At 51.5% G+C, this 14899-nt stretch carries 11 protein-coding genes; all 11 read left to right on the top strand.

Translation table 11 applies throughout. From position 1 onward, the window contains the following. Nucleotides 1–41: 41 nt before the first annotated feature. The 11 genes from H581_RS0128720 to H581_RS0128670 all read left to right on the top strand — a co-directional run bounded on the left by H581_RS0128720 (nt 42) and on the right by H581_RS0128670 (nt 14883). Nucleotides 42–1658 carry an ABC transporter substrate-binding protein gene (locus H581_RS0128720; RefSeq protein WP_029192275.1) on the top strand — a complete coding sequence of 539 codons (1617 nt, stop codon included), beginning with the start codon at nt 42–44 and terminating at the stop codon, nt 1656–1658. A 97-nt stretch (nt 1659–1755) separates the two neighbouring features. After that, a complete protein-coding gene (locus tag H581_RS35685) occupies nt 1756–3810 on the top strand; it encodes an alpha-galactosidase (RefSeq protein ID WP_051251440.1) in 2055 nt (684 codons plus the stop codon). A gap of 92 nt (nt 3811–3902) precedes the next feature. Beyond that, nucleotides 3903–4976, top strand: coding sequence for an FtsH protease activity modulator HflK (gene hflK / locus H581_RS35680; RefSeq protein WP_051251439.1), 1074 nt, complete (start codon nt 3903–3905; stop codon nt 4974–4976). After that, nucleotides 4973–5839: a protease modulator HflC gene (gene hflC / locus H581_RS0128705; RefSeq protein ID WP_029192274.1), complete on the top strand. Its 867-nt coding sequence runs from the start codon at nt 4973–4975 to the stop codon at nt 5837–5839. Before hflK ends, hflC begins: the two co-directional genes overlap by 4 nt. Nucleotides 5840–6109: 270 nt before the next feature. Next, entirely contained in the window at nt 6110–6607 is a 498-nt protein-coding gene (locus H581_RS0128700; RefSeq protein ID WP_029192273.1) for a C40 family peptidase, read from the top strand. A 162-nt stretch (nt 6608–6769) separates the two neighbouring features. After that, nucleotides 6770–8506, top strand: a complete 1737-nt coding sequence (locus H581_RS0128695) for a sensor histidine kinase (RefSeq protein WP_029192272.1) — start codon at nt 6770–6772, stop codon at nt 8504–8506. A 31-nt stretch (nt 8507–8537) separates the two neighbouring features. Beyond that, nucleotides 8538–10097, top strand: coding sequence for a response regulator (locus H581_RS0128690; protein ID WP_029192271.1), 1560 nt, complete (start codon nt 8538–8540; stop codon nt 10095–10097). A 191-nt stretch (nt 10098–10288) separates the two neighbouring features. Then, nucleotides 10289–11209, top strand: coding sequence for an ABC transporter permease (locus tag H581_RS0128685; protein WP_029192270.1), 921 nt, complete (start codon nt 10289–10291; stop codon nt 11207–11209). Between the two features lie 14 nt (nt 11210–11223). Then, nucleotides 11224–12162 carry a carbohydrate ABC transporter permease gene (locus H581_RS0128680; protein WP_029192269.1) on the top strand — a complete coding sequence of 313 codons (939 nt, stop codon included), beginning with the start codon at nt 11224–11226 and terminating at the stop codon, nt 12160–12162. Nucleotides 12163–12218: 56 nt separating this feature from the next. Further along, nucleotides 12219–13790: a DUF3502 domain-containing protein gene (locus H581_RS0128675; RefSeq protein WP_029192268.1), complete on the top strand. Its 1572-nt coding sequence runs from the start codon at nt 12219–12221 to the stop codon at nt 13788–13790. Nucleotides 13791–13851: 61 nt separating this feature from the next. After that, entirely contained in the window at nt 13852–14883 is a 1032-nt protein-coding gene (locus H581_RS0128670; protein ID WP_029192267.1) for a glycoside hydrolase family 53 protein, read from the top strand. Nucleotides 14884–14899 lie beyond the last annotated feature (16 nt).

Raw genomic sequence — 14899 nt, 5'->3', positions numbered from 1 at the left:
TTGTATGATAATAAGGTCACATACAAGGGGGAAAACCTACAATGCGTACTAAAAAATGGTTACTTGCGTTTCTAGCAGTTATCGTATTCATTTCCGTACTTTCAGCTTGCGGCTCAGCCAATTCAAATAAGGAGGGCAATGCCGGCACAAACGGGGAAGGCGCGGCCAATGCAGACGCTACCGATCCGATTACGCTCACCTTCTTCGATAAAAACACGGGCGATAAATTCGACAACGCGGTCGCTGCCGAGATTACGAAGCGTACCGGCGTAACGATTGAAATTCAACAGCCGACAGGTAATCCTGCGGAGAAGCTGAATCTGATGCTGGCGAGCGATGACTTGCCTGATCTGATTATGTTCGAGCGGAGCAGCGACCTGGTCACGAAATATGTCGAGTCAGGCGCGATTATACCTCTGAACGAGCTAATTGAGAAATACGGGCCCGACGTAACGGAGATGTACGGCGACGTGCTGAACAAGACGCGTTACAAGGACGGCAATAACTACTATCTGTCGAACTGGTACGGCCTTGAGAACGAGCCGGTATTCGGCTTCAACATGAGCAAGGCGATCGTGAAGGAGCTGGCTCCGTCCAAGGCGGAAGGCGGCGAGCCGTTCACGGCGAGCGAGTTCAAACAGCTGCTGCAGGATTACAAAGCGAAATATCCGCAGATCGACGGTAAAGAAACCATCGCGCTTACGATGGACGGGGAGAACTTCGGCGGCACGTTCGGCACGTTCAAAGGCATGTTCGGGCTGATGCCGTTCTACGAGAACGAAGGGACCCTGCAGATCGATGTCAAACATCCGAAGTACCGCGAAATGATCCTTTATATGAACGACCTGTTCCGCGCAGGCTTGATGGATAAAGAATGGGCAATCAACAAGCGGCAGGTATGGGAGCAGAAGATCGCGACGGGCACGATTTTCTCCACGACGGGCGCCTATTGGGATGTAGGCGGAGCGAACACGATTCTGAAAAAAGACCGCAGCGAAGACGCGCAGCTGTTCCCGTATAAGGTTGTCGCTGACGGCGTAGACCCGGCGAAGACGACCTACGGCGGACGAAGCTCGCTGGGCTGGGACGCGATTACGATTACGAAGAAGAACAAAAATCCGGAACGCACGATGCAGCTGATCAATTTCCTTGCCAGCGAGGAAGGGCAGTACCTGCTGATGTGGGGCATCGAAGGCCAGCACTGGGATTTAAAGGACGGCAAGCATGTGCCGCGTCCGGAGACGCTGCAAGGCTTCAAGGACGACTGGACCGCTTACACGAAGGAAACAGGCATTCGCAAGTGGACTTGGTTCATTAAGAACGGCATGGGCTCCGACGGAACGCCATACGATTTGCCGGGCCGCTACGAGCGCGGGGAAATCGACAAAATGGCGCTGAAAAACCTGTCCGATTCGGTTTATGATTCGGCGATTTACGAGGGGCTGGGGCCGCAGGGCGGCACGCCTGAAGCGCTGAACGAGCAGAAGGTGAACGACATTGTGAAGCAAGCGTTGACGAAAGCCGTTATGGCCAAATCGGCGGATGAAGCGAACAGCATTTATGACAAAATGCTGGGCGACATGAAGGCGGCCGGAGACGAGAGGGTAGAAGCGATTTATACGGAAAATTACAAAATGCGTACGGAGCTATGGAATTAAGCGGAGGACGCGTATGAAACAAGAATAGACGTAAAGAGGGAAAAAGCCAGCCTAGCTGGCTTTTTTCTTACCAATTCGGAACGGGAGCTGATCACTAGTGAAATTTGGGGAAATTACGCTGGAGCAGGCGGCAGGACAATTTGTCATCGATAATGGAATCGTCAAGGCGGAAGCGGATTTCGTGAAGGGAAGCTTGACGCTGCGCTGGAGCAGCGGTGAAGCGATAAAGGAGCTGCATGCGGAAGCAAGATACGGCCTTGAGCTGCTGCGCTCCACCTATTATGGCAAGCATGCTGTTCATGAAGCATCGGTACAGCCGATTGAAGACAGCTTCGGCCGCGGCGTGCGCTGGACTTTCGAGCATGAGGAGCAGGGCAAGCCGGCACTCCGGCAGCATGTCCGCATATATGAGCGGCAGACCTTCCTGCTCACAGAGCTTGAAGCGGTGCAGGACGAAGAGTGGGAGACGAACGAGCTGGCCCCTCTAGCGTCTTATTTGAATGACGGCGGCGTGCTTGATTTCGGCGCAGGGTCCGGCGAGGAGGTAAGGGCGCTGTTTGTACCGTTCGACAATGACAAGTGGGTTCGTTATGCCTCCCATGCTATCCCGTGCAGCGTGCAGAGCTATGAGGCTACCGCCGTATATCGGGCTGGAAGCCGCAACGGCTTCGTGTTTGGTTCGGTCACTCATGATAAGTGGAAAACCGGGATCGCCGTGGAAGGAACGTTCGCGGAAACGGTCGGAAGAATCCGCGTATTCGGCGGAGCGGCAGATGTGCAGACGCGCGATACAATGCCGCACGGGTCGATCCGCGGCAAAAGCCTTTTGTCGCCGACGATATTTATCGGGGCCTTCTCCGATTACCGCAACGGGCTCGAAGCGTACGGACAAGCGAACGCGGCGCTGAAGCCGGCGCTGCGCTGGGAAGGCGGCGTGCCGATGGGCTGGAACAGCTGGTCGGCGGTCATGTCGAAGCTGGACTTCGATGTGTATACGCACACGTCGGATTTCTTCGCGAAGGAGCTGCAGCATAATGGGTTCGCCGACGCCGAGGGCAGCCTTTACGTGAATTTCGACGCCTTCTCGGATAACTTGACGAAGGAGGAGCTGGACGAGGCGGTGAAGCGGGTGAAGGAGAACGGCCAGAAGCCGGGCACCTACTATACCCCGTTCGCATTCTGGGGAAGCGATCCCGACAAACCGGTCGAAGGTACAGACGGTGCGGTGCTGTACCGCGATATTCTCATAAAGGACCGCGCCGGCAACCCGCTGCCGAAGCTGGACGGCGCGTTTGCGATCGATCCGTCTCACCCGGAGGCTCTTGCAAGGATTAAACGCAGATTGCAGTCCGTCATCGAGTCGGGCTATGATTACTTGAAAATGGATTTTCTAACGCATGGCGCGATGGAAGGCGTCCACCATGATCCGGACGTCCGCACCGGGCTTCAGGCGTATAACATCGGCATGGCTTTCATTCAAGAGCTGCTGAGTCCCGAGCGGGTAGGCCGCACGTTCCTAATCAACCTGTCGATCGCGCCGCTGTTCCCTCACGGCTATGCGCACAGCCGCCGCGTATCCTGCGACGCCTTCGGCATGATCGCCGATACGGAATATATGCTGAATGCGCTCACTTACGGCTGGTGGATCAACGGCAGCTTGTACCGCTTCAACGATCCCGACCATGTTGTTCTATACAAAAGCGACAATCAGCGCGCGACGACCGAGAATGAGGGAAGAAGCCGGTTGAACAGCGCGGTCATCGCCGGGACATCGCTCCTTCTCGGCGACGATTACCGGATGGAGGAAGCTGCGCGGAGAGCTAGAGCTTGGATGACGAATAAAGAGATCATCGCTCTTGCAAGGCGCGGCGAAACGTTCCGTCCGGTCGAAGGGCGAAGCGGCAGCAAAGGCGAGGATCTGTTCGTCCTCGCCGGCGAGAACGGCACCTGGGTCGCCGCGTTTAATTTCAATGCCGGGCAAGAAACGGTAATGTCCGCATCATTTGACAGACTGGGCATAGATTCCTCTAAGGGGATTACCGTCCGGGATCTATGGAGCGGCACGGAGACAACGCTTGCGGCGGGCGCAGAAGAATGGCCTATCGTAATGGAAGCTTCCGAATCCAAACTGCTGCTGTTCATGCCGAAATAACGGGCTGAGGGATACGGTTCAAAAAAAACGTGACCTTTGACGCACTTTTACGTATTATCCCCTAAATTGAGTTAAAATACAGAAGGGGAGAGATGTCATTGAGCTTTATGGGTCAAGATCAGAATCAAACCAATGCGAATGCAAGCGCAAGCCGGAGACCGCCTGAGCTTAAGCCGGGTACGGTGAAGAAGCTGGTTATCGGCATTGCGGCGGCTATCATTCTCATTATGATCGGGTCGTCATCGTTCTATACGGTGCAAGAGCAGGAACGCGCAGCTATTCTTACGTTCGGCAAGTACACGGGTGAGAGCTCGGCGGGTCTTCATTTCAAATGGCCCTATCCGATTCAGCAGGTCATTACTGTTCCGGCCGAACTGACGCAGCGCATTCATATCGGATACCGTCAAGAAGGCACTAAAGCGATTCCGGTTGATGATGAAGCGCTGATGATTACGGGGGACGAGAATATCGTTTCCGCGGATGCAGTCGTGCAGTGGAAAATAAGCAATATCCGCGATTATTTATTTAATATCGATAATGAAGAGCAGTTTTTACGCAATGCCGCAAGCTCGTCCATCCGCGCCGTCATCGGCTCCGTGAAGCTGGATTACGCGATTACGGACGGGAAGACGGTGATCCAGGACCAGGTCCGGGAGAAGCTGATCGAGCTGCAGGCCAAATACAAAACCGGCATTCAAATCATCGATATCAAGTTCCAGGATATCGAGCCGCCGAGCGGGCAAGTCGCAGAAGCCTTCCGTGAGGTTACGAATGCGCGCGAGGAGAAAAATACGAAAATCAACAACGCGGCTAAATACGAGAATGATCGTATTCCGAAGGCGCGAGGTGAAGCGCAGGCGCTGCTTGAGAACGCGGAAGGCGAGAAGAAATCCCGTATTCTGAACGCGGAAGGCGACGTCGCGAAGTTCAATGCCATCTACGCCGAGTACAAGAATAATCCGAACGTTACGCAGAGCCGTCTGGTGCTGGAGACGTTGGAGAAAATACTGCCTAAAGCGAAAATTTTCATCACTAATTCGAACAGCGACACCGTGAACTACTTGCCGTTAAACGAGCTGCTGCGCAGCGGCACGGGCAGCACGGCTGCACCGCAGGCAACAACGCCGCCAGCGACGACTACTCCTGAAGGAGGCGATGCACAGTGAAGAGAAAGCAATGGATAACACTCATCGCGGTCGTTCTGGTTCTGATTATCGGGTCCGGCTCGATGTATGTCGTGAAGGAAGGCGAATACAAGGTCGTTCTCAAATTCGGAGAAGCGGTCCGCGCCGTCGGCGAGCCGGGCTTGAAATTTAAAATACCGTTTATCGAGAACGTATCGACGCTGCCGAAATACCAGATGACGTATGAAAGCGCGCCGACTACCATTCTGACGAAGGATCAGAAGCCGATCGTTGTTGATAATTACACCGTGTGGCGGATTAATAACGCCTCGCAGTTTCTGAGAACCGTTCAATCGGTAAGCGGAGGTATTCAACGGATTGACGAAGCCGTATACAACTCCGTCCGCCGCAAACTGTCGGAGGTGAGCTATGATAATATCATCAGCGAGAATACGGCTCGCGGCAACATCAATGATGAAATCACAAAGGATGTTACGGCTGCCTTGACGAGAGATAACTACGGTATTGAAATCATCGACGTTCGGATCAAGCGTACCGATTTGCCGGAAGAGAATAAACAGAGCGTATACAACCGGATGATCTCCGACCGTCAATCGATCGCCGCGCGTTACTTGTCCGAAGGCGACGAGGAATCGCGTAAAATCACGTCGAAGGCCGACCGTACGGCAACCGAGCTGCTCGCTCAAGCCGAAGCCGACGCGAAGAAAATTATTGCAGAAGGCGAGGGCGAAGCGGCCAGGATTTATAACCGCTCCTATGGCAGCGATCCGCAGTTCTATACCTTCTACAGGACGCTCGAGAGCTACGTAACGACGCTGCGGAACGAGCCGGTCATCATGATTCCGATCGATTCCCCTTATGCAAAAATATTGCTGGGCCAATAAGCTTATTTTCCTTTAAATGAAGAGACTGCTCCTACGGGTCAATATCCCGGGGGGCGGTCTCTATTTTTTTGTCGAAATTTCATCCTCGGCCAAGGGCGCCGACAGGCGTTTCTGCTTGCAAAAAAAAGATTAAGGATTTCTCATTTCTTTTTAATTTTCGAGGTGAAACACGTACAAATACTCGTTTTTTTCTCTCAGAGGTAAAAATTATGGAATCGTAGTTCTGCTATATTGGGTACAAGTCATACACTTCTTGGAGGTACTACACAGATGAAATTCAAACCGCTATTCACGAAAGCCGTTATCCTGACGATGTGCGCAACTACGGGCTTTACCGCCTATACAATGGTACAAGCCCCGCCGACCGCGACAGTAGAAGCGGCAAGTTCGAAAGCCGATAGAGTCATTAGTCTTGCCAAGAGCTATCAAGGCCGCGTAAGCTACGATTGGGGCACAAGAGATAAAAAGCGTCTCATCTTTGACTGCTCTTCCTTTACTGAATTTATTTTCGCTAAAGTAGGCGTCGATCTGAAATGGGGAAATCAGAAGTCTCAAGGTTATGGCGTGAGCAAAAGCAATCTTCGCAAAGGCGATCTTGTCTTCTTCGATACGATAGGCAGAAACAACGGCAATATTAATCACGTAGGTATTTATATGGGCGGCGGTAAGTTTATTCACAACACGCCTTCTGTAGACGGCATTCAGATCAAGAGCCTAACTACAGGGTTCTGGAAGAAGCATTATGTGAAAGCCCGCAGAGTTCTGTAGTTTCCGAATAGCAGCCTCTTAACCGAAGCGGCAGACTTGAACATGAAAACCATGTTCGGGTCTGCCGTTTTTTTGCAATGCGACTTCAGGCCGCTATTTATTTCTCGTCCAAGATCGTATATCATTTGACCTATTACAAGAGCGATACTTCAGGGGGAGCCAATGAATAAGCAGAACCGCAGCAGGATGTTTATGCCGTTTACCTACAAGATGATGATTCCCTACCTCATCCTGGTTTTGTTAACCGATGTTTTTATCGGCTATATTTCTTATACGATGCTGATCCAGTCCAGGACGGAAATGGCGGAGACCAATATTCGGACGGCAATGGAGCAGACGCGCAATAATTTGAAATACCAGCTGGATGAGATCCAGCGGATGTCCGATTCCTTCTTCGGCAGCCAGGCTTTCCAGCGGGCGCTTCAGAAGAAGGGCGATTCGCTCGAAAATTATTTGACGATGCTCGATGAGATCGTTCCGCAAATGCAAGCGCCGCTGCAGCTGTACGGCAATGACATCCGGTTAATCGTGTATACGACAAATGAGGATATCAACTACATTCTTGGCGACAACATGACGGAAGAAATAACGGACAGCGATTATTATGTGCTCCCGATTGCCGAGATATCGAATACGGAATGGTTTAAGTCACTTGGCCGGGATAATAGGTGGCTGCAGGTCGATACGGACCGGCCGCTGGATAATATATCGCATATACGGAGACTGGTATCGTTCAACGACTATAAAACCGTGATCGGGTACGTTCGGATTACGACGAGGCTGAATGATCTGCTCGGCGATTTCAATACGTTCCCTGTCGAGGAAGGCGTCGTTCTTCGCCTTCAAGACGAAACGTCAGGCACTAGTCTGTATCAGCGCGGGGAGACGAGCGGGCCGGTTAATACGGATACGTATCTGACCCTGAGAGAGAAAATTCCCGAAACGGGATTTGTCATCGAGACGCTAGTTCCTTATTCCTATCTGGCCAAAGACGCGAGTCGATTGGGATCCGTCATCTTCACGGTATGCTTGATCAGCTTCCTGGTCATGGCTGTCATCGGATTTATCGTCGCCAGGCTGTCAGGGCGCAAGATGAAGCGGATTGTAACTTTTCTGCGCTCCTTCCAGGAGGGAAGCCTTCAGAAGAGGCTGCGCTTCAGCGGCAATGATGAATTTGTCCATATCGCTGAAGCCTTTAACATTATGGCGGCTAACATTCAAGAGCTGATCAGAAGCGTCTACGTCCAGGGGATTCAGAAGAAGCAGGCGGAGCTGGAGGCGCTGCAGGCGCAAATCAATCCCCACTTTCTATATAATACCCTTTCCGCCATCAGCAGCTTGGCCAACCTGGGCGAGACGCGTAAGGTGACAGGGATGGTCAGCGGGCTGGCCAAATTTTACAGGCTTTCCCTTAACCAGGGATACGTATTTATTCCGCTGGGGAAAGAGCTGGAGCAAATCGAAACGTATTTGGACATTCAGCGCATGAAATACGCGGACAAGTTCGCCGTTTATTTTCACATTGAGCCAGATTTGAAAAATTGCCGGATTATAAAACTGATATTACAGCCTTTCGTGGAAAATATTTTTAAGCATGCGTGGTTCGGTGAGGAGATTGCGATCCGGATTACGGGCAGGCGCATCGGGGATCGGATTGAATTAAAGGTAATCGATAACGGGATCGGCATGAGGCCGAATGAAGTGAAGCAATTGCTCAACGGTCCGGGTCAAGCCGGCGGCTATGGCCTGAAGAACGTGGACGAACGCATTAAGCTAAGGTACGGAGACGAGTTCGGCATTCAGATCGGGAGTATCTACGGCGGAGGAACAACGGTGCGAATCTGCCTGCCGGCGGAAGCCGGCGACGGCGAAAGCTTCGACGAGGATGAACGAATATGAACGCGCGGCATGAGGGGAGACACACTAGGGAATGAATATATTGTTGGTAGATGATGAGGCGGTTGATCTCGAATGGCTCCGGCGAAGAGTCGTAAGCAGCGATCTGGATTTGAATGTGGTCGGGACGGCCAATACCGGTTTCAACGCATTGAAAATTATAGAGTCGGAGAAGGTCGATATCATTCTATCCGATATCCGCATGCCGATCATGTCGGGAATGGAGTTTGCGCGAAAGGCCAAGGAATTGAATCCGCAGGTGCAAATCGTTTTTATAAGCGGACACGAGGATTTCGGCTATGCCAAGGAGGCGCTGCAGATCAATGCTGCCGGCTACCTGCTAAAGCCGGTAGACGATACGGAGCTGTACGGCATGCTGGGCTCCTTGCGCGAGAAGGTGGAGAAGGAGAGGGAGCAGCATCGCAGCGTTGCGGAAGCCTTATCGCTCATAAATCAGGAGCTGCTGCTGCGATGGTTCAATGAGCCGGAACAGGGACTTGCCCAGCAGCAGCATATTAGCGAATTTCTGGCGCCGCTGCTGCAGTTCGGAACTTCCGTTGCGATCATTGAGGCGGATGACCTGGAATGGAAGATTGCGGATGACGACAGGCGGACGTGTGTAAATCATATCGCGCAATTCATCGAAGCCTTCTCGCGGGAAAATAACATCGGTCATTTGATTATTGGCCATGACGCCCGCTTCGTTCTGCTTGCTGGGGTCACGGACGAGCGTTTCAGTTCATTGCTCGAGGAGCTCATCCGCGCGGTTCGCGAATCGTTCCCGGTGACGATTACGATCGGAATCGGCATGTTTACGAACGAGATGGGCTTGCTGCATGAATCCTACCGGCAGGCGCAGGCCGCTCTGAGCGCCAAGTGGCTGCTCGGGAAAAACCGCTTGATTAAGGACGGCTCCAAGAAGTCGCCGAAATCCGAGCTTGCTCCCGTCATCGAAGAAATTCTCGAGCAGATGCTGAAAGCGATTCTGGCGTATGATTTGGTAACGATCGACGACTGCCTGCTTGCGCTGTTTAGCCGGAATGGTTCGGTATCGCAGAAGAAAGATATTTATGACCTGATCATCCGGATTACGTCCAAGCTGCATGCCGATCTCCTGCAGCAGAACGAGAATTTGTACGAGCTGCTGAAGTGGGAATCGCATCAGCCGGCCGTGCTGTTTCAATTCGAGACGATGGATGATATCCTCTCTTGGCTCAGAAGAAGGTTTTTTGAATTGTCGGAGCTGATGTACGTCAAGAAGCAGCGGCAGAAACGGAAGCTCGTCGAGGAAATTATAAAATACGTCGATGAGCGGCTGGAGCATCGGGTGACGCTGAAGGAGGTAGCGGCAAGCTTCGATTTCACGCCGAACTATCTCGGGCTTTTATTCAAAGAGGAGACGGGCACGTTGTTCAGCGATTTTCTGAACGAAAGACGGATGAACCGCGTCTGCCAATTGCTTGCCGACCCTACGCTGAAGATTTATGAAATTGCCGAGCGCGTTGGCTATAAGAACATCATTTACTTCAACCGGCAGTTTAAGCAGTCCACAGGCATGACGCCAGGCGAATATCGGAAAAAGCATAAAATATAGCAAGCGCTATAAAAATAAGCCCGTGAATCTACTTGGATTCGGGCTTATTTACCTATTTCCCCAGATATAAACCCGCTGCGAACAAATCGTAGTTTATGTACTATTTTTAGTTGATTGCCTTCATTTTGCTCCGCCCGTCCGCTCGTTATAATAGAAATACATACGAGAGAGATTACGGGAGGAGAGTACGGATGAACCGACGCGGATTTTTGGGCGACGTACGAAAGTACAAGACATTGCTGCTAATGCTGGCGCCTGCGGTATTGTTTTTTCTACTGTTCGCTTATGTGCCAATGGCCGGGATCGTGCTTGCTTTTAAGCAGTTTAATTACAACGGCGGCATATTCGGGAGTCCATGGAACGGATGGGACAACTTCCGGTTTTTCTTCGAATCGGGCAATGCATGGATGGTGACGAGGAATACCGCGCTTTATAATATCGCGTTCATTATCGTCAATAATGCGCTTCAAATCGGAGCAGCGATTTTATTGTTCGAAGCGGTGGGCAAATGGTTCCGTAAATTAACGCAGACGGTCATGTTTCTGCCCTACTTTATATCTTGGGTCGTCGTCGGCGCGATCGCCTATAACCTGTTCAATTACGATGTCGGCACCTTGAATTCGATTCTTACGGCAGTCGGTCTCGAACCGGTCGACGTTTACAACACGCCGTCTTACTGGCCGTTCATTCTAGTCCTCGTATCGGCTTGGAAAGCGCTGGGCTACGGCTCGGTCATGTATCTGGCGGCCATTACCGGCATCGATACGGAAATGTATGAGGCGGCGGAGATCGACGGAGCGAATATTTTTCAGCGGATCCTGCACATTACGATTCCGAACCTGTATCCGACGGTTATTATTCTGGTGCTGCTCGCCATCGGAAACATCTTTAGAGGCGACTTCGGCATGTTCTACAACATGGTCGGAAATAACGGCTTATTATTCTCCTCGACCGATGTTATAGACACCTTTGTCTTCCGGTCGCTAACGACATCGAATGAAATCGGATTATCGGCGGCAGCCGGCTTCTATCAATCCGTTCTTGGTTTTGCGACGATCTTGCTGGCCAACTATGCGGTACGTAAATATGACAAAGATCACGCTTTGTTCTAAACGGAGGGATGACGATGAGCGCGACAATAACGACAAAAGGGAATACGGGAAGCGGGCCGAAGGGAGCCGGCAAAAAACAATACGACCGATTGCTGCTCTCGATTCTCGGCTATGTATCCATCTCGCTGCTGGCGATTTTATGTATCATTCCGTTTCTTATGATAATCTCCTCCTCGTTCACGGAGGAATCCAAGATCGTCGAGGAAGGCTTTCAGCTGTTCCCGGCAGCCTTCTCGCTGGATGCTTACGAGCTGCTGTTTAAATACCCGGGACAAATGCTCACGGCTTACGGCGTAACGATCTCGGTTACCGTCCTAGGCACGGTTGCCGGTCTGTTTCTTACGGCGATGACAGCCTATGTGCTGCAGCGCAAGGACTTCAAATGGCGGAACAAATTTTCGTTCTTCTTCTTCTTCACTACGCTGTTCAGCGGCGGTCTTGTGCCCTGGTATCTCATGATTATCAATTATTTGGATCTGAAAGATAAATTGCTTGTTCTGATTCTGCCGATGCTGCTGAACGTGTTCTATATTATCGTGATGAAATCGTTTATGAGCAGCATTCCCGAAGCGATAACCGAATCGGCAAAAATCGACGGCGCAGGAGATTTCCGGATTTTCATCCAGCTCATTATGCCGCTGTCCAAGCCGGCGCTTGCTACGATCGGCTTGTTCATCGCTTTGGGATATTGGAACGATTGGTATAACGCGCTATTGTTCATCAGCAACGAGAATTTGATGCCGCTTCAGTATTATTTGTACAAAATGCTCGGCAATATGGACGGCATGCGCAGGGCGATGGTCAGCTCCGGCGCCGTCGTAACGATGAATATTCCGACGGAAAGCCTCAAGATGGCCATGACGATTGTGGCTACCGGCCCGATCTTGCTTGCTTATCCGTTCATTCAACGCTATTTCGTACAAGGCTTGACGATAGGCTCGGTGAAAGGATGACCACAGGGATACCTGGTTATCATATAAAAATTATTTTCTAGGGGGAAATACCGGTCATGCAGAACAAGAAAACATTCATGCTATTATTCGCTTTGGTGCTCGTATTGACAACGGTTCTTAGCGCTTGCGGCAGCAACAAAAACGCAGAGAATAACAACAAAGCCGGCAACACGCCGTCTAACGGAGCGACAGAGCCTGGAACTACGGACGGAAATGCAGGCACTTCCGAAGAGCTTGTCATTAAAATGCTGTTGGTCGGCGGCAAGCCGATCGATTACGATGCGGTGTTCGGCGAGCTGAATAAGAAGCTGAAGGAAAAGGTTAACGCTACGGTTGTAGCCGAGTTTCTGGATTGGGCGGACTGGACGCAGAAATATCCGTTGAAATTCGCGGCAAGCGAAGACTTTGACATTGCTTACACGGCGAACTGGGCGTTCTATAACGATCAGGCGCTGAAGGGGGGCTTCCTGGAGCTGACGGATGAAATGCTTTCGAAGAACATGCCATTGACATGGGAATCGATGCCTAAAGTTGCCTGGGAGCAATCGAAAGTAAACGGCAAGCAGTACATGGTTCCGAACAATAATCCCGAAGTAACGGACAAAGCGGTGCTCATCCGCGACGATCTGCGCAAGAAATACAATTTGGATCCCGTGAACAGCCCGGAGACTTTCGCGAACTATGTAAAAACGGTTGCGGCTAACGAAAAAGGCATCAACGCTTATAACGCCAAGGCAGCGGACGGCTGGAAATGGCATGAGCTGGATCAGATTCTTCTTGAGCAGCAGAACGAATGGAATCTTGTAGACTACAGCATGCCGCTTGCTTATAAGCTGGATGACGAAAGCGGTAAAGTGTTCAATGTGTACGATACTCCTGAATTCAAGCAATTGCTTGCCTACTACAAAGACCTTGCCGACAACAATGCCTGGTCCAAAAACGTAGTAAGCAACAAAAATGACGTATGGCAGGATATGAAAGCGGGCAAAACGGCTTCCTATGCGCATACCCTGGGTACGGTCGCGATGAATTTGGCCGAATTGCGCAGAGAGCAGCCGGGGATTGAGCTTGCGATCGCGGACCTTACGCCGGACAAAAAGAAAATTGCCGCGATTTCGACGCAAAACGGCTTTGCGATTCACGCGCCTTCCAAAAAAGCGGAACGCGCCCTGATGGTTATCGATCTCCTGCAAAACGATAGAGAAATCCATGATCTGTTCATGTACGGCGTTGCAGGCACTCATTTTGAAGCGGTTGGCGACGATAAATTCAACGCGACTGCGGGCACGCCTAACTACACGGGCTTCTCCAACTGGGGCGCGAATTCGCCGCTGAACCGCAAGGACGCTTCTTACCCGGCCGAAGCGGATGCGATTGCTGAAGCTTGGCAGGCGAAAGTATACAACTTCGAGCTTGAAACCTTTGTTTTCAACGATGCAAACGTGAAGAACGAAGTAGCTAACGTAGGCAATGTCATGCTTCGTTACGCGATTCCGCTTGAATACGGCTTAATCAAAGACATCGAGAAGGGCCAGGCCGATCTGATCAAACAGCTGAAGGCTGCCGGAATCGACAAGCTTCAACAGGAGCTGCAAACGCAAATCGATGCTATTCTTGCAAGCAAATAAATAAACGGAAAAGGAGGTGACAGCAGTCTCCTCCTTTTCTTTTGAGGAGCTGCTGATCGTTATGGGGATTTTTATCAAAGGGATGGACATGTCTTTTTTGGATGAAATCGAAGTAAGCGGCGGGAAGTACGAGGAGGACGGCCAAACGGCCGACGCGCTGCAGATTATGAAAAATAATGGCGTAAATGCCGTTCGGCTGCGCATTTGGAACGAACCGGAGGGCGGCTTCTGCAACCTGGAGCGAACGCTGCCGATGGCGAAACGGATCAAGGAGCTGGATATGCATTTTCTGCTCGACTTTCACTATTCCGATAAGTGGGCCGATCCCGCTAATCAGTGGAAGCCGAAGGCTTGGGAGCATTCCAGCATTGAAATATTAAATGATCAGGTATTTAATTATACGTATTTTGTTTTGTCGGAATTGAAGGAGCACGGGGCGCTGCCGGACATGGTGCAGATCGGCAACGAGATTACGCCCGGCATGCTGTGGAATGACGGCCGGGTTGACGGTGAATTTGATACGGATGAACAGTGGGCGAAGTTTACGACGCTGGTGAAATCGGGCATCGTTGCCGCGCGTTCCGTTGAGCCGACGATGAATATCATGATTCATATCGACCGCGGCGGGGATCTTCCGGCAAGCGTGAGGTTCTTCGAGAAATTCGCCGAGTTTGGCGTAGAATACGACACAATCGGGCTCTCCTACTACCCTTGGTGGCATGGCAGCCTGGAGGACCTGAGCGGCAATCTGCAGGAGCTCGCCGGCAGGTTCGGCAAAGATATTAACGTAGTCGAGACCGCATACCCGTGGACGTTAGACAAGCCGGAAGGCAGGTCATTTATCGTTGAACGGGAGGATCAGCTCCATGCCGGATTCCCGGCGACCGCCGAAGGGCAAGCCGATTATTTGCTTGACCTGATGGCCGTTATTAGGAAATCGGCAGGCGACCGCGGCGTCGGCTTCTACTGGTGGGAGCCGGCTTGGATTCCATCGAAGGAGCAATGGTCGGTCGGACACCCGAACAATTGGTCGAACTTAACGTTATTTGACTTTGACGGGCGCAAGCTGCCGGCTTTGACGGCCTTGAAATAATCATGAGCTGAAGACA

The organism is Paenibacillus harenae DSM 16969, from assembly GCF_000422465.1.
GTDB classification, from domain to species: Bacteria; Bacillota; Bacilli; order Paenibacillales; family Paenibacillaceae; genus Pristimantibacillus; species Pristimantibacillus harenae.
Note: the sequence above shows the minus strand (reverse complement) of the source record. Positions and strands in the feature narration are given on the sequence as shown.